This is a genomic window from Sivoneniella epilithica UHCC 1019 (assembly GCF_040830845.1).
In the GTDB taxonomy this organism is placed as follows: domain Bacteria; phylum Cyanobacteriota; class Cyanobacteriia; order Leptolyngbyales; family Leptolyngbyaceae; genus ULC077BIN1.
In genome coordinates this window covers 37,124-55,679 of record NZ_JBFPDP010000036.1, presented here as the reverse complement: position 1 = coordinate 55,679, position 18,556 = coordinate 37,124, and the positions used below count along the sequence as shown (strand labels likewise).

Genomic DNA, 18,556 nt, shown 5'->3' with positions numbered 1-18,556 from the left:
TGGAATACTGAAGTCGAATCGTCCATTTGACCCCAACTTCCTCACCACTACCCCTTGACTTTCAAGACAGCATCTACATCCCCTAACCCCTTCTCCCAAAAAGGTAGAAGGGGAGATAGATTGAAGTCCCTCTCCTGCTCTGGGAGAGGGATTTAGGATGAGGGTCACAATTAATGGCGTGGCAAAGGTTTTCAGCATTTTCACAAAGACTATCCGAAGTATTGTTATGACATCTTAGGCTGAGCAATGCTAATCAATTATTGATTCAGGATGCTATATTTCAGCGATGATGTGAACAGCGATGATATGAACAACCCATATGGATAAATCAGCGATTATCCTTTGCATACTCATAAAGTCGATCAAGTTACCTTAATGAGGTATTTAGGAATTGGACGAAAATTTTCAGACTTACCTAAATCGGGCGATGCGTATGACTCTGCTAGACGCATATCGTACTCAGTTGCAGAATATCCAGGAATCCCCTAAGTTTGAACCGCATCCTGATCAAGGGTTTGTGCCGACCAACTTTCCTGGTTACAGCATCATTACGCCCTCAAAAGGAAATGAATCTCCAGAGAACCAAGCGCTGTATGACTTATTAGAAAAGTCTCAAACTGATTTGGTTAACGAATTTGGGGAAACCGTTTTTGCGCCTGTTCCGCCTGAGAGCTTTCATCTGACCCTAGCAGATTTACTCTGGGATAGTGCTTATCGTCATGCGAAGGAAGATCCAGCATTTGAACCTCAATTGCAAGCTCAAATTGCTCAGATTTTTCAAGCGTGTCAGCCCATTAGTGAAGGCAAGCCTATTCCGTTTCAAGTGTTGGGCTTGATGCTAATGCCCCGCTCAATCGGTGTTTGTCTGGCTCCGGTCGATGAAATCTCCTATGAGCGTATTTTGAAATTTCGCAGGGCAATTTACCAAAATCATCCTTTGATGGGTTTAGGAATTGAGCAGCAGTATTATTTCACGCCCCATATTACTCTGGGATATTTTGGGTCTGTGCCCTCGCCAGAAAAGCGTATGCAACTTGGCGATCGCTTGGTTAACTTAAACCAGCCGTGGGTCGTAGAAACGCCTCAAGTATTTAAAGTGCATCAAGCAGAGCTTTATAAGTTTGATGATATGAGTCACTACTATCGAGAAGAGGATTGGGCAACTTTTAAGTTTTAAGTCTCAGATTTTGATCTAGGAATGAGTGATGGTTGGCTATGGAACGGCGATCGCCCACAGTATCCCTCCAGTCATAAGCAGCAGCAAGACACCAAATAGTCCTGCTAATGGCTTGCCGTTTCCTGTCACCCAGCCCAAGTTACGGTTTGGATACTCCAAAATTTGGGCGGTATCCAAACTGGCAATTCCCCAAACCCAGCCAGCATGAAGCCCGATCGCCAGTCCTAAACTGCCGTCATCTAGCCAACGTGCTAGCACTAAAACCAGACCTAGTAGCCACAATCCTGCTAGTTGCGGCAACGCCTCTTTGCCGTCCCACACTAGATGCAATAGGGCGAAAATGGCGCTAGAAATTATCGCGGAGATCGCTAAAGGATAGTCACTCTGAAGTTGATTTTGCAAAAAACCGCGAAAAACGAGTTCTTCTGTGGTGCTAATCCACAAAGCAATGCCCAACGTTGGCAACAATGCGGCTAATAAAGCAGGAGTGTGATTAGAATTCCATGCTAGCCATCCTAGGGTTTTGAGGACTCCATAGAGACTGAATAACCCTAAAATTGCGATGCCAAATCCACCTAAAACGGAGCTTAGAAGGTGAACATTCCAAACAAATCCATAGATAGAAAAAGGCTGTTGCTGGAAATGGGCAAATCCCCATAAAATGAGGGGCGCGATCGCATACAGTGAGGCAACTAACGGCAGTTTTTGCTGCATCGTAGGCGGTTGGGGCGGGTGCCACTTTAAAGCGATTGCTAAGGGAATCGCGATCGGCAGCCAAAGCATCACCCACAACCCAAAAAAAGCAGCAATCGCTAGTCGAGAGTTGAAAAAAAACTGTTCAATGCTCACAAGGAAATATCATAAACTCACTGTTCAGATGGCATCAGTCGGCTCATAGAAATTACTTGAAACGTTGAGTGGGACTGTAGAGAAAAACCCAATAATGTCTGAATAGAAAATCCAGACATTACCAGCAATATTAATCTTCTTCATCGGCACTAGTGCCGCTACTTTCATTAGAATCTAGCTGGACAAGCCGAATATGCTTGTACCCAAGTTTAATCTCAAACTCATCACCCGTTTTTAATCCCATGGATTGAGTGTAGGCTGCCCCAATCACAATTTGACCATTTTTATGCACACTAACGCGATAGGTTGGCTCTCGCCCGCGCCCATCTTTTGTGCCTTCTGGATCAAGCGATAGTCCTTGTGCAGCAATCAACGCATGATAAAAATCTGTTAACTTAACCCGCGTTTGGTCGTTTTTGGTAACCGTATAATATCCACATCGCTTTGCGGTTTCTCGGCGCGGCAGATGGGAGAGTTCTTTTACCTTTTGAAGTAAGGCTTTTCCGGTAAGTGGAGCGGTCTGTGTATCTGCCATTTGTTCCCAAATATCCTAAAAGCTTTAGGGCGAGGATAGACAAATAAGTCTATATTTAACACTATCAAAAATATATCCTTAGCCCTCTCTATCTGGACAAGAATTGCATAATATTTTCATTACTAATATTCTTTAAATATTGTCATATCTTATCAAGAATCGCACGAATTAAAACTAGCTAGGAGGAGAATCAACCAAACGGAACAATACTTTCCTCCTCATTTGAGATCCATTTGAGAAATTTCTGAGATGCCAAAAAGCTTGGTAAGCTGTATCAAATATTAAATTAATGCAGATTAAAGGCATTTCTCATAAATTTTTGATTGCTAGCCTCCGAAAAGCTATTCTATTGGAAAATCCATAAGCGATATCTCTAAAAATTTAGATTTGACAAATGCGATCGCACCTGAAAAATCACGCTTCTACTATTGATACAAGCAGTTACTTTACCCAAAACTGTTGAACTTTTCTTTTTTGCCATCTTGAACCCAGTCAGAAATTCGGCTTAAGCTTTATAAAAGAAGATCCATTTATCGTTACGCTAGAAGGTATTGAGAGTTTTTCTAATCCATCAAAAATTTCTTTTTAACTGAAAATGCACGTCATCTTTAAAGTAATTCGGCAACAACCGGGTGCTGTTCCTAGAATTCAGGAATATCACTTAGAAGCCGAGCCAAGCAACACAATCTTGGAATGCATTAACCGGATTAAATGGGAGCAAGACGGCACGCTAGCTTTTCGGAAAAACTGCCGAAACACAATTTGTGGTAGCTGTACTATGCGGATTAATGGGCGATCGGCGCTTGCCTGTAAGGAAAATGTGGGCAGTGAGTTAGCACGGTTAGAGCAAGCAGTTCCTTTTGGAGAACAGACCGACGACAACGCGGCGGCTTCCATTCCGACGATCGCCTTGGCACCGCTAGGAAATATGCCAGTGATTAAAGATTTAGTGGTAGATATGAAAGGGTTTTGGGATAATCTGAAGGCGGTTGATCCCTATGTCAGCACGGCGGCGCGGCAGGTGCCCGAACGAGAGTTTTTGCAAACCCCAGAGGAGCGATCGCGGCTCAACCAGACCGGCAACTGTATTATGTGTGGAGCTTGCTACTCGGAATGCAATGCCCGCGAGGTCAACCCTGGTTTTGTGGGTCCCCATGCTTTGGCAAAAGCCTATCGGATGGTTGCAGATTCCCGTGATCAAACGACAGAAACACGGCTGGAAAAATATAATCACAGCACGGATGGCGTTTGGGGCTGTACCCGCTGTTATCATTGCAATGCGGTTTGTCCGATGGAAGTTGCGCCGATGGAGCAAATTAGCAAAATCAAATCAGAAATTTTGGAGCGGACTGACGCACAATTCAATGCCCAATCCAGCCGATCAATTCGCCATCGCAAAGTGTTGATTGATCTGGTGAAAAAAGGAGGCTGGATTAATGAACAGGAGTTTGGCTTGAAAGTCGTGGGAAATTCTTTTCGAGATTTGCAGGGCTTGATGAGCTTAGCGCCTTTGGGATTGCGAATGATCGTAAAGCGCAAATTTCCTTTGGGATTTGAACCCTCGGCAGGTGCAGAAAACGTGCGATCGCTGATTGAGTCAGTCAAAAGCCTAGATAAATCTCAGCAGGTGACCCTAACATCTGAAACCCCTGAACCGACCGGAGGCTAACATGAATGAATCTGTAAAAAGTGAAGTTGAGAAGAATAAAGCTGACAAAAAACCTGAACCTTTCAATCAGCCAGAGCCTGCGTTTGGTTGGACAGCGTATGCCGAGCAAATCAATGGACGATTTGCCATGCTGGGGTTTGTGGTGCTGCTGCTGATAGAAGTTTTTACTCAACAGAATCTCTTAACCTGGCTGGGATTACGGTGAGGTAGGCTGAGCGATCGCTTGCCCAAAGCGATTGAGAATTACAATATCCCACTGTCCATTGACGCTCGATTGAAAGGCGATCGCGTTGCCATCAGCGCTGATGCTGGGGTTACGAACTTCTGCTTTCAGGCTTTCAGTCAAGTTTCGGGCTTGGCGAGTGTCGCGATCGTAGAGATAAATATCGGTGACCCCACCCCTTGTACCTACATAAGCAATGTAGCGACCATTTTCAGAAATCACTGGATTGGATTCAATCATATCCAGGGTATTCAGTCCGGGAACTTCCACCAGGTTTCGCCCAATCATGTCATATAAATAAATATCTTGACTCCCTCGGCGATCGGAGGCAAACACAATGTATCGTCCCGCGATCGCGGGCTGAATCTCCGCAAACGGACTGTTTAAACTGCGCCCACCTGGATCAAATGGAAAATTGAGCGATCGAGTCGTTGCACAACCACTTAGCGATAGTGCCAAAATTCCGATTGACCAGACGAAAGGTTTCACTATGAAAGGCAAGGGGCAAGGGGTAAGAGGCAATAAGCGAAGAGGAAACAGGTTATCGGCGATAGTCGGAAATATCAAGTTCAATACCAGCACCGCGATCGAGGACTTCAATATCCCACTGTCCACGATTGCCTGTTTCAAATGCGATATAGCGACCATCGGGGCTAATTTTTGGATTGCGAAACCATCCCCGATATCCAAGGGTCAAAATTTGAACTTGTTGGGTGGCTCGATCGTACAACTCAATTTCGGGTCTAGCACTATCGCTGGCAATGTAAGTAATGTAGCGCCCGGTCGTGCTGAGGCTGGGAGATTCTGCGATCGCGTCTCGTCGGTTGAGGCGAGGCAGGTTCAAATACTGCTTGTTGCGTAAGTCATAGAGCAAAATAGACCGAGTGCCCTCTCGATTGGAAACCAATGCCACAAAACGCCCGTCTCCGCTTAGGGCTGGCTGTTCATCATTAAATTGACTATTCAGTTCACCAGGGCTAATTGCTGTTGTTTCGACAGAGCAACCAGTCACCATACCCAAACAGCTATAGACGAAGAGTATCAACCATCGATGCTGTGCCCTCTTTAATAAGTATTCATAGGCGATCGCCATAGTGATCAACGAACCATTGCAAACTCAAACAGCACGATCTCAAATAGCACGGTTAGACTTTAACTAGATTTCCGGCGTTGCTGAATCTAGATATAAAATTTGTAGGGGCAATCCCTTGTGGTTGCCCCTATCCCAGCAAAGATAGGCACAAGGCGCTACCCCTACAAATGAAAATCATGTCTGCATTCAGCAATGCCAGATTTTTTGGTCTACTCATCGTTCCAATTATCTGCTTCGTCATCATTTTCAATTGGGCGATAGTCTACATATTCCGCCGAAGGGGAAACGGTTTCTTCGTTGCGAGGGCGACGGGGTGAGTCTTGTTCAGGAGGACGGGATCGCCTAGGCTTGGCTACGTCCCCAGAGGAATTGCTAGGACGGGAAGCCCCATTGCTGCGAGTGCGCCGTCTAGAATCGGGGATGGGTTCGTCGCCATAAGTATCGCCATAAAACGAGTCCGACGTATCAATAGGTTCACCAGGGGGGCGCGAAGGACGACGACGGGAGCGATCGCTCGTGGTAGTGCTAGCGCGATCGTCTGCACTAGGACGACTATTAGGACGACGACGAGCGCCTTCGTCATACTCATCACGGTTAGGGCGGGTGTCCCTTGTTCCTCGGATTCGTCGAGTTGTCGGGCGATCGTCTAGAGTTTCTAAATCATCTAATTCTGCTCGATACGTTCGACTAACTGACCGCTCTTCATCCACAATCGGGGCAGTTCGGCGGGCTTGTTCTGTTGCCACACCGCGCAGCCGTATACTTTCTACTGCAAAAAATACGGCAGACCCAGTTAGCAAAAACTGCCCAAATTGCAGAATGGGGTCTTGTCGCCACCCTTGAAAAAAGAGGATACCGCCACAAAGCAAAGCAACCGCCGCGAAAAAGATATCGTGGTCACGCGCCAGTTTGGGACGCATGGAGCGCAGAAAGTACAGAGCTAAGCCTGATGCAGCCAGCGTTACCCCTAAAACACTGCTCCAATTCAGCCCTACGTTTACCATCGAAAACCTCTCATAAGTACGTCCTATGTTAGCGAGCTATGCCCAAAATCTTCAATAAACTAGGGCGATCGCCATACTCTCAGTTTAATAGTTCAATTTAGCACTTTAGTTTAACGGTGTTTTACGGCGATGTAGCGCGATCGATCTTAAAAGAGCTAACAAAATCAGGAAAAGTAAGCCTCGAATGATTGCCAAATGCCCTGAGATAGACAGTTTTCTGGTAATCAGTCAAGGCTTAACAAGGTTAAAATGAGCGATCGCATCTGAAATAGGCGTTTAGAAGCGCTGAACCTTATCTTTTTGGCTGATAAACAGCAGCGCCACAGTCGCAGGAATAAGAATAACCACTGCGCCAGCGAGTAAACTTAACAGAAAATTGGTTAGTGAAGAAGTCATGTGATCCCTCGATTGATTATTAACAACGCTTTATTGCTTATTTTAATGGTCTGTTACACGCTTGAGAAGCGGTTTAGCAAATTGTTTATTGCTAGCGCGATCGCAACGCCATTTTTAAAACCTATAGCTATCAGAATACTAGCGAATCCCGTTAAGATCACAAGAGGTTATTCCTATTCCCATCCATAAGTAATTGATCCATGACGGCTGCTGCTTTGACTGCTCTGATTTTGAGTCCTATTCTGGCACTCATGATATTCTTGTTCATTTTTCGGATCGTGTTGACTTGGTATCCTCAAGTAAACTTAAGCCGATTTCCACTGAATGTCGTTAACGCGCTAACAGAACCACTGCTGGCACCCTCTCGCAAAATTGTCTCTCCCATTGGAGGCGTAGATATTACGCCCATTGTTTGGGTCGGGATTTTTAGTTTGATTCGAGAAATCTTATTAGGACAGCAAGGATTGTTAACGATGATGAATCACATCGGCTAGTCAGCGTTTACTCATCACCTGCTCGACAAAATTGGTATAGACATCTCCTTGTTGAAATTCAGGGGTTTCGAGGATGCGTTGATGAAAGTTAATCGTAGTGGGCAGCCCGGTGATGGCACATTCTCGGAGGGCGCGACGCATTCGCCGAATAGCCGCAGGGCGATCGCTGCCCCACACAATAATTTTGCCAATCAGCGAATCGTAATAGGGCGGAATCTCATAGTCTGTGTAAACGTGGGAATCCATTCGGACACCCGGACCGCTGGGCGGGAGATAGCCGCTAATTCGTCCGGGATGGGGGCGAAAATTTTGATCGGGATCTTCAGCATTAATTCGGCATTCGATCGCGTGCCCATGCAATCTCACTTGATCTTGAGTCAAACCGAGGCGTTCACCTTGGGCAATCCGAATTTGCTCAGCGATCAGATCGAGTCCCGTGATCATCTCAGTCACCGGATGCTCTACCTGGATGCGAGTATTCATTTCCATAAAGTAAAAGTCGCCAGATTGATCGAGCAAAAACTCCACCGTTCCGGCACCCACGTAATTAATTGACTTCGCAGCTAAAACAGCCGCCTCACCCATTTTTTGCCGCAGTTCAGGGGTCAGAGCAGTACTAGGCGCTTCTTCCAACAGCTTTTGGTGACGGCGCTGAATGGAGCATTCCCGCTCGCCTAAGTGAATCACGTTACCGTAGCTGTCTGCCAAAATTTGAAACTCAATGTGGCGCGGCTTTTGGACAAACTTTTCCACATAGACTCCAGAGTTGCCAAAAGCAGCCTCTGCTTCCCCTTGAGCCGCTGCAAATAAGGCACCCAGTTCGCTATCTTCCTTAACCAGTCGCATTCCACGCCCACCGCCCCCAGCTGTCGCTTTGATCAACACGGGGTATCCCATGGTGCGGGCGATCGCCCGTGCTTCCCCTTCATCTAGCACCAGTCCTTCGCTCCCCGGAACCGTTGGCACCCCCACCGCTTGCATGGTTTTTTTAGCCGTTGACTTATCCCCCATTGACCGAATCGATTCAGGCGATGGACCAATAAAAGCAATCTGATGATCGGCGCAGATTTCGGCAAACCGGGCATTTTCTGCCAAGAAACCATAGCCGGGATGAATTGCCGTAGCGTTGCGGGTGAGCGCGGCTGCGATAATGTTGGGAATATTCAAGTAGCTTTTAATGCTGGCAGGTTCGCCAATACAAACGGCTTCATCTGCCAATTGAACATGCAGCGAATGGCGATCGATCGTGGAATGAACCGCAACGGTGGCAATCCCTAGCTCCTCACAGGTGCGGAGAATTCGCAGGGCGATCTCGCCTCGATTCGCAATTAAAATTTTTGAAAATTGCATCTTTTATAGTCGTTGATTCCGTAATCAGTAGAATAGACGGTTCTGGAGACAGGCTGAAAGTAGGCAGGAGATCAAGTTTATCGAAAAGGGGATAGCGTTCAAAATTTGGCGTTGAACGATTCTCACTCTTTTATCTTTTCATCTCTCGATCACTTCTTAACATCGCAAGTACATCCATTCCGGAGATGCTTCATGATTGGCTGGGCAAGTCCGCTCCAAAGCGGCGTATTAACGTTGGCAGCCTGAAGCGCGTTTGCTGTCCAAGAGTTGCAAGTGTTGAGTAGGGAGTAATATCCAGTGGCAGCGTAGAAACCACTTTGCTGATCTTGACCACTGCCCAAGCGTTGTTTTTGTCCTTGGGGATTGGTTTGAAAGGAGCGATCGATAAAAGTCATCATCGCTAAATAATCGGTTTTGCCCAAGCGTACACATTTCAACGCTTCGTTAGTAAAGCGGGGAAGAGTCGCATGACCTTTAACAAACATTGCCGTGGGGTTCTGCCAAAAAAACAGGGCGCGCACCGCTTCTAGCGGGTTGACCTGATCCCAAGCGGGCGTTTCCATATAAAAACGGCGATCGCCCCAGCCAAACTGCACATAGCGATCGCTTGCCGAAAATTCACCCGCTAAGCCCAAAGTGTTTCGCGTCCAGTCATGTACTGCCGTTTTAGTGGGAACAAACAAGTTGGTATGGAAGCCATCACTGGACAGGTAAACGGTAAATTCACACGGCTCTCGCTGATCAAAACTCCATCTGCGCGGTGTGAGAACCGCGATCGCCAAAACTACACCTGCCGCCAAAGTACCCGTCCCGAAATACACGAGTCCTTTACGTAAAATATTTTTACAATTCATACCTCTACCCAGATGCTATCGCTACCCTAGCACCTTGTGAAATGACGAAGGACGAATGGAAACGAATGCAGAAAGACGAATGCAGAAGGACGAACTCAACATTCGCCACTCGTCATTCGCCACTCGTCATTCGCCATTAATCCGATCGCCTTTGACAAAAAGAGGCTTACCATAAAGCTAATCTCGCTGCCGAATAAATGATGCAGATCTTCCACTTATGTTGAACCCTTGGTTACTGCTGGGATCGATTGCTTTCGCGGCAAGCTTTAGCATCAATCTGTTGATAAATCGCGATTGGGGGAGTGCGATCGCGGCAGGTTTGACAGGGCTGGCGATCGCGTGGGGAACTGCCGCCGCCGTCAATTGGTATCGTAATCACGCCATTGACAGCCGCATTACCCAGCTTAAACATCAAATTCGCACATTGCAGCACCATCGAGCCGCCGAACAGCAAGTTCTGTTGGAACTGGAAGCTGAACAAGAGCGAGTTGCGCGATCACTTGCCGTCATGCAGGGTAACCTGGAATCGCGCCAAGCCGAAATGCCATCTGCTAGAGGGGTTAGCTGGGATTTAATGCCGACCCATGCAGTTGAATCACCAATACATCCCCCGGAAGAAATGACAGCTTCCGATTCGATCAAAGCCGCAGAAGCCGAGTTGCGACAATTTTTAGCCGAGGCAGCCGCAACCAAGCAAAAAATTACTGCCAGTCTGAATAATTTACAGACAGAATTGAACCAGTTAAACGCTCAAACAGCGGAGAATCGCCAATTTCGCGATCAGTTAGTACAAGAAATTAATCACCTCTCACAACAGAAACAAACAATCGTTGCTAACACTCAACAGCTACAAGCGGATATCAACGACTTGGAACAGTGTCGGGCTGAATTAGATGACTATATTTCCTATGTGGCAACGAAAAAGCAAGAGCTAGAGACTGGCGCGAATCCACTGCAAAAAGCGTTGCAGCAGCTACAAACTCAAGTGACTGCTCTACAAACCGAATTGCAGCAGCTAGACACTCAAGTGAGCGATCGCCAACACGAAAAAGAGGCACTTGATCAGACCATTGCTTTACTAAAACAACAGCATCAACACGCTCAAGACAGGCTGCAAGACCCAATCCCAAAAGATATTATCCAAAAGCCTGACACCAAAAAACTAGCGGATTCCCCCAAATCACACTCCTCTAAAACCAAGAGTCGATCTGAAATAACGCCACAGCCTGCTAGTTCTCCCAATCCTGTAAAATCTGCTTCACCTCATCCGTCCAAAGATCCGCCTAAAGATTCATTGCCAACGCCAAAAGACGATGCGGATACTCTGTCTGACCCATGGACAAACTTCATGGTGCAGCTTTTAAACTATGAGTTTCAGGCACTCAGAGCGATCGCCCAGGAAAATAATCCGCTGCAAACCCTCAACGAGATCGCCGCCGAAAGTTTCACCAGCCTGGATGAACTGTTAGACTCCATCAACCGTCAAGCCCAAGACATGATTGGTGAAACGGTGATAAATCCCCGCTCCGATTTTGCACCGCCTGAAATTACCCGTAAACATCAAAAAACGATCAAGAAAATGATCGAAACCTACGACTATCTGACTAAATAAGGTTCCCAGGCGTAGAGTTCAGGGTTCAGAGTTTGGGGTTTAGCCTAAGTTGAAAAACTCAAAATATCTCCTACGGAGACGCTACGCGAACAAAACTCAAAACTTTTACTCCACCCTCCGTACACCGCACCCAGCACTCTTATAAAAAACCTTCCTGCTCCAAATCTTCAATCAACTGCAACCCACGGGGATCGCCAACTCGCAACAAAGAAGCTCTGGCATCTTCCCTTACGCCCAGATCTTCGTCTTCCACAATGGTTTCTAGTAAAGCATCGATCGCAGTTGCATACACCACATTCGACGGTAACTCACGGCACAATAGCCCCACTGACCAGGCACAGTTACTTCGTACTGCTGCGATCGGATCAAGCCGCATCGCCTCAATCAGCGGTGGAATCGCAGCAATGACCGATTCATAATCCACGGATGCCATTTGCGCCAGCGAACTAGCCGCCCACAGTCGCACCGCCGAAATGTCGGTTTTTAGTGCATCAATCAGAGTCGGCAAAGCGCGGCGATCGCGACAATTGCCCAACGCCCAAACTGCGCCCTTTCGCACATAGCCATTCCAATCGTTGTTGCACTGAGCAATCAGCGGCTCGACTGCATCATGACTCGGATTGCGCCCCAACCCATAAGCCGCACTCACCCGCACCAATGGACAGCCGTCTTGGATCAACCGAATTAAATGAGGAATCGCCCTTTCGTCTTGCAGATCACAAAATGCTCGTGCTGCCAGCATTCGCTGGTTCGGTTCCGCCGATTCCAGCAACCGCAACATTTCCTCCGGATCAAGCTGTGGCGCTGATTCATCCAGCGGCTCTAGCTTATCCAGTGGGCTTTCTAGCTCATCCTCCGTCAGGAGAATTAGTTCATCGTCTTCGTCGTACATACATCAACTTTAGCAGGATGAAGTCGTTTAACAGAAACCCCGTCACCGATCTCGCTCACTTTATTCTGAGTATTGCATCAAGGGGATGCCATCTTGAAAGACGAGCAGTTCTCCCGGTGAAATCATTGTCCAGATTTCGTTATCGGTCAGGGGCGTGGTGGCAATAATGGCAACGCGATCGCTGGGGCAGGTCAACTCTTGAAAATCTACGGTGACATCCTCATCAATTAAATGGGCAGCGGCAAAGGGCGATCGCCGCACGATGTAGCAAAGTTTGGTGGTGCAGTGGGCAAAAAAGTGTTCGCCATCCGACAGCAAATAATTGAAAATTCCAGCGGTGGCAAGAACTTGAGTGATGCTGTTCAGCACAGGATAGAGTTGGTCGAGAGGCGGCTTTTCCAGTGGAAAGTGCTGGCGCAAGGTTTCCAAAATCCTGCAAAATGCCTGCTCACTGTCGGTTTGCCCCACAGGACGGTAGTAAGTTCCCGGCTCGTACACTAAATTATCCAAATTGCCGTTGTGGGCAAACGCCCAGTAGCGTCCCCACAGTTCTCGTTGAAAGGGGTGGCAGTTTTCGAGGGCAATGCCGCCGTGGGTGGCTTTGCGAATATGGGCGATCACATGTTTGGATTTGATTGGGTAGCGCTGCACCAATTCAGCAACGGGAGACGCGATCGCGGGTTTTTCATCTAAAAATATCCGGCAACCCAAGCCTTCAAAAAAGGCAATACCCCAGCCATCGCGGTGTTCATCCGTTTTGCCGCCCCGTGCTGCAAACCCCTCAAACGAAAAGCAGATGTCGGTTGGTACATTGCAGTTCATCCCCAACAGTTGACACATAAGTAAGCAACTCAATCACTCAACGATGAATTAGTACAATGCTCGCCCTTTTCTATCGCAACTCTTCAAATTCTTCCTCTGTAATACCAAGCTGTTTCAAAATCTCGTAAAACAACCAGCTACCCATTTCAGCCTTGCCATGAATTGGAATGGTAGTCGATCGCCCATCAGTATGTTTCCAGCGTGCATGACTTCCTTTCTGGCGTACCTTTTCAAATCCCAGCTTTCGAGCCACTTTCTCTAACTCACTAGCTTTAGCTGCCATTGGCAATGACCAACTCCACATCCCGTGGCAGCAATTTTCCTGCTTCTAAATATTCCTCTTGAATCATTTCAAACACATTGACTAGTTCTGCCCTTGCCTCATCGGGTGTTGCTCCCCAAGCATGGCATCCTGCTATGGCAGGAACATAAGCAACAAATGTACTATTGCTGTCGGGGCGCACAACCGTTGTGTAATCTTGTAGAGACTTCATGGCAGAAACTCAAAAAGACGCTGAGTAGCAATTCAGTTCCAGCATATACCCCGTTACCTTGATCTAAAACTTGATAGTTCTAGAAATTATGCTTAGAGATACGCTAACCAGGTGAGACAGCAGAGAAATCGGTGATGAGTGCGATCGCGGTATTCTGGGCGATCGCGGCTTGCAACTGGCGATCGTCTACTGTCACCAAGGGACAATTCAAACTCAACGCCAATGCAATATACAGCGAATCATAAACCGCTAGCTGATGCGCCAATCCGATTTCTAATGCTGTGGGTAAAAGGTTTAGAACTGGAACAGAAACAAGTGGAAGGTCTAGGAGATCGAGTAACAACTGGGCTGCATCCACCTTCAAAATTTTTTGAAAGCGTACTTGTTTCCAAAGAACATTGGCACATTCCAGCAAACAAAATTCTGGAATATGTATCTGGTTTGTTTGGGGGATGCTTGCTACTAATGCAGTTGCCTCTGTCGTATAGGATTGAGCAATCAACGCTTGAATGATTACACTAGCATCAACCACATATCGAGTCATTGTCGATGATCCCTATCTTCTCGCAAAAGTTCTGTCATTGTGGGAGAGCCAGGTGGGGGAGTCCAACGATGACGTTCGATCGACTCCAGAATTTCTGCTACAGAGCGCTTGCTTGGTGGACGCTGAAACCGTAACTGCGGAAACTGCTCACCTACGGTTTTCACAATTAGCACCCTTAAATCTTCAACTGTCATATCTGCCACTTTTTGAGCCGTCATTTTCAATCTCCTACTAAAAGTTTCCCTACATCTTTATTACTAATTATTTCTATGGATCTATAGCAACTTTCGCAATGTATCCTGTCATACCTTTTGATGTGCGAACTGGATACCAATAATCATCGGTTGCTATTGGCTCACCTGTAACAATAACAGTTGCAGTATCACATTGAAGAACATCCTTAATAGGTGCATTAAGTGATGGACTCGCTCTCAGATTGACATCGGGATATCCTCGAATACACCGAACCTGATAAGGGTTGCCTATTGTAGTGTTGTTAAAATTTGACTCATTTGTTCTCGTTGTTTGTTTTGGAGAATACTGACTAAAACCTGCTGCCAGAACGAACAGAAATACTGAGGCAATCAAGACAATAGCAACAGGAAATTCAGAATCATCAGAATAGTTACTTTCATCAATAGGCTTATGACATACGGGTTCAGAATAGGCAGGCTCACGATAAGCAAATTCGTTCATAAAGTTGATTGTAGTTTCTACATCATCTAAATCAAAACGAAACCACTCAATACCGCCGCCCTCAAAATAGTAGTGTTTGCCCTGCTCTATCCAATAGTGTTTGAGAGTTGCTTCGATCTTATGGCAATCGGACACTACTTCTTCATGTACAACAACCAGTGGTCGAGCATTTCCAGCTTGATACTGTCTCTTACGTTGAGCGGCACTTGTTTGAGTTGTCTTGCCGATTTTGTAAAGTCCGGTATGCTGGATACCATCGTCAGTTTCGGCTAGCAAGTAGACGTATCCCATAGTCATAAGACATTTTCTACTTATACAAACTGGTTAAGCAAAATGTATTTGAAGGCTTGAGCATTAAAAGTTTCCCGCGATCGCTTCGTTACATCGTTCACATAATAATGGATGCTCTTCAAATTCGCCGACATGGGTGGAGTAGTTCCAGCAGCGATCGCACTTTTTCCCATTTGCATCGACAACGCCAATCGCGATCGCGTCAGTTTGAGCGGCATATTTGACATCTGCTAGGCGATCCGTGGAATCGAGTAGCTCGACTTGAGAAGTAAGGAAGAGATAGCGCAACTCATCGACGTGGTTGGGGAGTTTTGAGTTTTGAATTTTGAGTTTTGAGTGGTTGTTTGGGTTTAGAGCGTGTAAGGTGTCGCGCAGTTTAGCGTCTGCCACATACAGCAGCAGCTTTGCCTCTAAGGAAGAGCCGATCGCTTTAGCGGTGCGGGCTTGTTCCAAAACTTTATTAACTTCGGTGCGAATCTCGCGGATTTTGACCCATTTTTCGGCAAGTTCCGGCTGGTTCCACTCAGGTTCCAGGTTCAACCAGCCTGCTTCAAACACCGATTGGTAGGGCGTGGGATAGGGCAAAAACTGCCAGATATCCTCAGCTAAGTGAGACAGAACAGGCGCGATCGCCCGTGCCAGGTTTTCCAGCGCCACCCAAATCACCGTTTGGCAACTGCGGCGACGCGGTGAGTTTTCGGCACTGATGTATAGCCGATCTTTGGCAATATCCAGGTAAAAGTTAGACAGATCGACGACACAAAAGTTTTGTACCGTTTGGAAAAAGCGGAAAAACTGGAAGGTTTCAAAGGCATCGGTGACATCGCTGAAAACCTCGGTGATCCGGTGCAGCATATAGCGATCGAGTTCTGGCAGGTCGGCATAGGGCACCGCATCTGTAGCGGGATCAAAGTCATGCAGGTTGCCCAGCAAAAACCGGGCAGTATTGCGAATCTTGCCGCGCACATCGCCCAACTGCTTCAAGATCGTTTTACCAATCAGCACATCAGACGTGTAATCTACCGACGATGCCCACAGCCGCAGCACATCTGCACCATAGGCAGGATCTTCTTTCTGGTTTTTGCCACCGTTGATGATGCCAGCCGGATCAACAATATTGCCAATAGATTTGCTCATTTTGCGTCCCTGATCATCGAGAGCAAATCCATGAGTCAGCACGATTTTGTAGGGCGCATGTCCATTCACCGCCACGCTGGTCAACAAACTCGATTGAAACCAGCCGCGATGTTGATCGGAGCCTTCCAGATAAATGTCTGCGGGGTAAGAAAGTTTTAAGTTTTGGGTTTTGAGTGTTGAGTTTTCTGATAACTCAGAATTCAAAACTGAGAACTCATCACTCTTTAATACTGCCGCCCAGGATGAACCGGAGTCGAACCACACGTCCATTGTGTCGGTGCCTTTGCGGTAGGTTTTGCCGTTGCTGCGGTAGGGTTCGGGCAATAGTTCCTCATTGGAGAGTGACCACCAGGCATCGGAGCCATGTTCAGCGACGATCGCTTGCACATGGGCGATCGTCTCTTGGTTCATCAATGGCTCGTTAGTGGCTTCGTCGTAAAACACGGGAATCGGTACGCCCCAACTGCGCTGACGAGAAATACACCAATCCGATCGCTCGGAAACCATCGGCGTGATCCGGTTTTCGCCCTGGGCTGGAATCCATTGCACCCCGGCGATCGCCTTCAATGCCTCATCCCGAAAGCCTTCGACCGATGCAAACCATTGTTCCGTTGCCCGAAAAATCGTTGGCTTTTTGGTGCGCCAATCGTAAGGATATTTGTGCAGATAGGGTTCTTCTTTGAGCAGCGATCCGGCTTCACGTAATGCCTCAATTACCGCGCTATTGCCGTCACCCAACACATTTAGCCCTGCAAAAATTCCAGCTTCTTCGGTAAAGTTGCCATCGTCATCCACCGGCGACAGAATCGGCAAGCCGTAGCGCAACCCAACTTGATAGTCTTCTTGACCATGACCGGGCGCGGTGTGAACTAAACCCGTTCCAGAATCGGTGGTGACATAATCGCCGCCGATTAGCACTTCACTTTGGCGATCGCACAAGGGATGGCGATAGGTGAGATGCTCTAGGGTTTTGCCCATTGCCGAAGCTTGGGGAGTTAGGGTTGTGCCCAACGTTTCAGAGAGGCGATCGACCAAATCTTGGGCAACCAGCAGATATTTGAACCGTCCCGGTGCATTCTCGCCAACCTCCACCACGGTGTAAACCAATTCTGGGTTGACGCTCACGCCCAGGTTTGCCGGAATTGTCCAGGGAGTAGTCGTCCAGATGGCAACGCCCAATTCACCCAAAAACGGATCAAACGGCATTTGCAGCGCGGCTGGCAGACTGGTGACTTCAAACGCAGCATAGAGCGATCGCGAGGTGTGTCCTTCAGGATATTCCAGTTCGGCTTCTGCCAGCGCCGTTTTAGAACTAGGACTCCAATGCACAGGCTTAAATCCACGATAGATATAGCCATTCAGCACCATTTGCCCAAACACGCTAATTTGCGCCGCTTCATACTCAGGCGTGAGCGTTAGATAAGGATTTTCCCAATCGCCCCACACGCCATAGCGCTTGAAGCTTTCCCGCTGCTCATCCACGGCTTTTAACGCGAACTCTTTGGCTTTTTGCCGTAGTTGCAAAGGAGTCAGCGATCGCCGTTCTTCCTGCTTCATTCCTTGCAGCACCTTCAGCTCGATCGGCAACCCGTGACAATCCCAACCGGGCACATAACGCACCTTGCGCCCTTTGAGCAACTGATATTTGTTGATGATATCTTTCAAAATCTTGTTCATGGCGTGCCCCATGTGCAGCGATCCATTGGCATAGGGCGGACCGTCATGTAGCACAAACACATCACCCGGATTTTCCCGCGACAGGCGATCGTAAATCTGGTGTTCTGCCCAAAACTGCTGAATTTCAGGTTCCCGCTTTACAGCATTCGCCCGCATATCAAAGCGAGTCTTGGGCAAGTTAACGGTGTCTTTATACGATCCGGGTTCGGTTACAGCCATGATTTAGATGAGTTTTCTGAAGGAATACAGGCGCTTGTAGTATTTGTAGCATAACAACTCGCCTGTTGTAATGATATGTAGCCATTATCTTGGACAATGCTCACAGGCTTCAAGTTTATCAATCCTGATCACTAAAGTTAGCTGGAGAACTCATTTGTTTGAAAGTTAAGATGAATATTGGTGAATTAAGTTCACGCCCAACAAGTTTTCAGCCTACTTATCGCTGGGCAAATCATCGTTCTGTTTCTTGTTTGATGGCTTTGAGCGAATCAGCAATAAGTAAGTTTATATCAATAGGTACAGACCTCTGTCTTTGTGGAGATGATGTAGAGTCCAAATTTTGCTGGAGCGATCGCCTACTCACTTGAACTGAAATGAGCTAGGTCGTAGGATTTAAATAGAAATTTTTCCTCTTCTTCATCGCTGAAGAAACTTAGGAAATTAGTGATCACGAAGTCAAAGACAATGACAATGACTAGCTGCTGTACTAGAAATTACTTGAAAGAGCATCTGTCTTAAAGAGATCCA

The 18,556-nt window shown here is 47.1% G+C and carries 21 protein-coding genes; 5 read left to right on the top strand and 16 right to left on the bottom strand.

Annotation, left to right across the window (positions count from 1 at the left end; genetic code table 11):
- Positions 1-433: 433 nt before the first annotated feature.
- Positions 434-1,177 (top strand): DUF1868 domain-containing protein, encoded by a 744-nt coding sequence (locus tag AB3R30_RS19225; RefSeq protein WP_458650832.1) that lies wholly within the window; start codon positions 434-436, stop codon positions 1,175-1,177.
- A gap of 36 nt (positions 1,178-1,213) precedes the next feature.
- Here the strand turns inward: AB3R30_RS19225 and AB3R30_RS19220 are convergent, their stop codons facing one another.
- A complete protein-coding gene (locus AB3R30_RS19220) occupies positions 1,214-2,026 on the bottom strand; it encodes a CPBP family glutamic-type intramembrane protease (RefSeq protein WP_458650831.1) in 813 nt (270 codons plus the stop codon).
- Positions 2,027-2,156: 130 nt separating this feature from the next.
- Positions 2,157-2,561 (bottom strand): AbrB family transcriptional regulator, encoded by a 405-nt coding sequence (locus AB3R30_RS19215; RefSeq protein ID WP_458650830.1) that lies wholly within the window; start codon positions 2,559-2,561, stop codon positions 2,157-2,159.
- Positions 2,562-3,156: 595 nt separating this feature from the next.
- Between AB3R30_RS19215 and AB3R30_RS19210 the strand changes: the two genes are divergently transcribed.
- Both AB3R30_RS19210 and AB3R30_RS19205 read left to right on the top strand, forming a co-directional pair.
- Positions 3,157-4,230: a succinate dehydrogenase/fumarate reductase iron-sulfur subunit gene (locus tag AB3R30_RS19210; protein WP_458650829.1), complete on the top strand. Its 1,074-nt coding sequence runs from the start codon at positions 3,157-3,159 to the stop codon at positions 4,228-4,230.
- A 1-nt stretch (position 4,231) separates the two neighbouring features.
- Positions 4,232-4,435, top strand: coding sequence for a chlorophyll a/b-binding protein (locus AB3R30_RS19205; RefSeq protein ID WP_458650828.1), 204 nt, complete (start codon positions 4,232-4,234; stop codon positions 4,433-4,435).
- Here AB3R30_RS19205 and AB3R30_RS19200 read toward each other — a convergent pair.
- The 4 genes from AB3R30_RS19200 to psbX all read right to left on the bottom strand — a co-directional run bounded on the left by AB3R30_RS19200 (position 4,427) and on the right by psbX (position 6,946).
- Positions 4,427-4,912 carry a TolB family protein gene (locus AB3R30_RS19200; protein WP_458650827.1) on the bottom strand — a complete coding sequence of 162 codons (486 nt, stop codon included), beginning with the start codon at positions 4,910-4,912 and terminating at the stop codon, positions 4,427-4,429. The two genes, AB3R30_RS19205 and AB3R30_RS19200, sit on opposite strands and share 9 nt — an antisense overlap.
- Before the next feature lie 82 nt (positions 4,913-4,994).
- Entirely contained in the window at positions 4,995-5,468 is a 474-nt protein-coding gene (locus AB3R30_RS19195) for a TolB family protein (protein WP_458650826.1), read from the bottom strand.
- A 287-nt stretch (positions 5,469-5,755) separates the two neighbouring features.
- Positions 5,756-6,550 (bottom strand): Ycf66 family protein, encoded by a 795-nt coding sequence (locus tag AB3R30_RS19190; RefSeq protein ID WP_458650825.1) that lies wholly within the window; start codon positions 6,548-6,550, stop codon positions 5,756-5,758.
- Between the two features lie 276 nt (positions 6,551-6,826).
- Entirely contained in the window at positions 6,827-6,946 is a 120-nt protein-coding gene (psbX, locus tag AB3R30_RS19185; RefSeq protein WP_458650824.1) for a photosystem II reaction center protein PsbX, read from the bottom strand.
- A 200-nt stretch (positions 6,947-7,146) separates the two neighbouring features.
- Between psbX and AB3R30_RS19180 the strand changes: the two genes are divergently transcribed.
- Complete coding sequence (locus tag AB3R30_RS19180; RefSeq protein WP_458650823.1) at positions 7,147-7,440, top strand: YggT family protein; 294 nt, start codon at positions 7,147-7,149, stop codon at positions 7,438-7,440.
- Here the strand turns inward: AB3R30_RS19180 and accC are convergent, their stop codons facing one another.
- Positions 7,441-8,790 carry an acetyl-CoA carboxylase biotin carboxylase subunit gene (accC, locus tag AB3R30_RS19175; RefSeq protein ID WP_458650822.1) on the bottom strand — a complete coding sequence of 450 codons (1,350 nt, stop codon included), beginning with the start codon at positions 8,788-8,790 and terminating at the stop codon, positions 7,441-7,443.
- 149 nt (positions 8,791-8,939) lie between these two features.
- On the bottom strand, positions 8,940-9,644 hold the full coding sequence (locus AB3R30_RS19170) for a DUF2459 domain-containing protein (RefSeq protein WP_458650821.1): 705 nt from the start codon (positions 9,642-9,644) through the stop codon (positions 8,940-8,942).
- A 217-nt stretch (positions 9,645-9,861) separates the two neighbouring features.
- On the opposite strand from AB3R30_RS19170, the gene AB3R30_RS19165 reads away from it, so the two are divergent.
- Positions 9,862-11,256 (top strand): hypothetical protein, encoded by a 1,395-nt coding sequence (locus tag AB3R30_RS19165; protein ID WP_458650820.1) that lies wholly within the window; start codon positions 9,862-9,864, stop codon positions 11,254-11,256.
- Between the two features lie 139 nt (positions 11,257-11,395).
- Here the strand turns inward: AB3R30_RS19165 and AB3R30_RS19160 are convergent, their stop codons facing one another.
- From AB3R30_RS19160 to ileS, 8 genes are all read right to left on the bottom strand, one after another.
- A complete protein-coding gene (locus AB3R30_RS19160) occupies positions 11,396-12,148 on the bottom strand; it encodes a HEAT repeat domain-containing protein (protein ID WP_458650819.1) in 753 nt (250 codons plus the stop codon).
- 60 nt (positions 12,149-12,208) lie between these two features.
- Positions 12,209-12,988: a class II glutamine amidotransferase gene (locus AB3R30_RS19155; protein ID WP_458650818.1), complete on the bottom strand. Its 780-nt coding sequence runs from the start codon at positions 12,986-12,988 to the stop codon at positions 12,209-12,211.
- A gap of 52 nt (positions 12,989-13,040) precedes the next feature.
- Positions 13,041-13,253: a type II toxin-antitoxin system HicA family toxin gene (locus AB3R30_RS19150; protein WP_458650817.1), complete on the bottom strand. Its 213-nt coding sequence runs from the start codon at positions 13,251-13,253 to the stop codon at positions 13,041-13,043.
- Positions 13,243-13,464, bottom strand: coding sequence for a type II toxin-antitoxin system HicB family antitoxin (locus tag AB3R30_RS19145; RefSeq protein WP_458650816.1), 222 nt, complete (start codon positions 13,462-13,464; stop codon positions 13,243-13,245). The genes AB3R30_RS19150 and AB3R30_RS19145 overlap by 11 nt, the downstream gene beginning before the upstream one ends.
- Before the next feature lie 103 nt (positions 13,465-13,567).
- Entirely contained in the window at positions 13,568-14,008 is a 441-nt protein-coding gene (locus AB3R30_RS19140) for a type II toxin-antitoxin system VapC family toxin (RefSeq protein WP_458650815.1), read from the bottom strand.
- Positions 14,005-14,226, bottom strand: coding sequence for a hypothetical protein (locus AB3R30_RS19135; protein ID WP_458650814.1), 222 nt, complete (start codon positions 14,224-14,226; stop codon positions 14,005-14,007). The genes AB3R30_RS19140 and AB3R30_RS19135 overlap by 4 nt, the downstream gene beginning before the upstream one ends.
- A 49-nt stretch (positions 14,227-14,275) precedes the next feature.
- Positions 14,276-15,001, bottom strand: a complete 726-nt coding sequence (locus AB3R30_RS19130; protein WP_458650813.1) for a GIY-YIG nuclease family protein — start codon at positions 14,999-15,001, stop codon at positions 14,276-14,278.
- Between the two features lie 57 nt (positions 15,002-15,058).
- Positions 15,059-18,028, bottom strand: a complete 2,970-nt coding sequence (gene ileS, locus AB3R30_RS19125) for an isoleucine--tRNA ligase (protein WP_458650812.1) — start codon at positions 18,026-18,028, stop codon at positions 15,059-15,061.
- Positions 18,029-18,556: the final 528 nt, after the last annotated feature.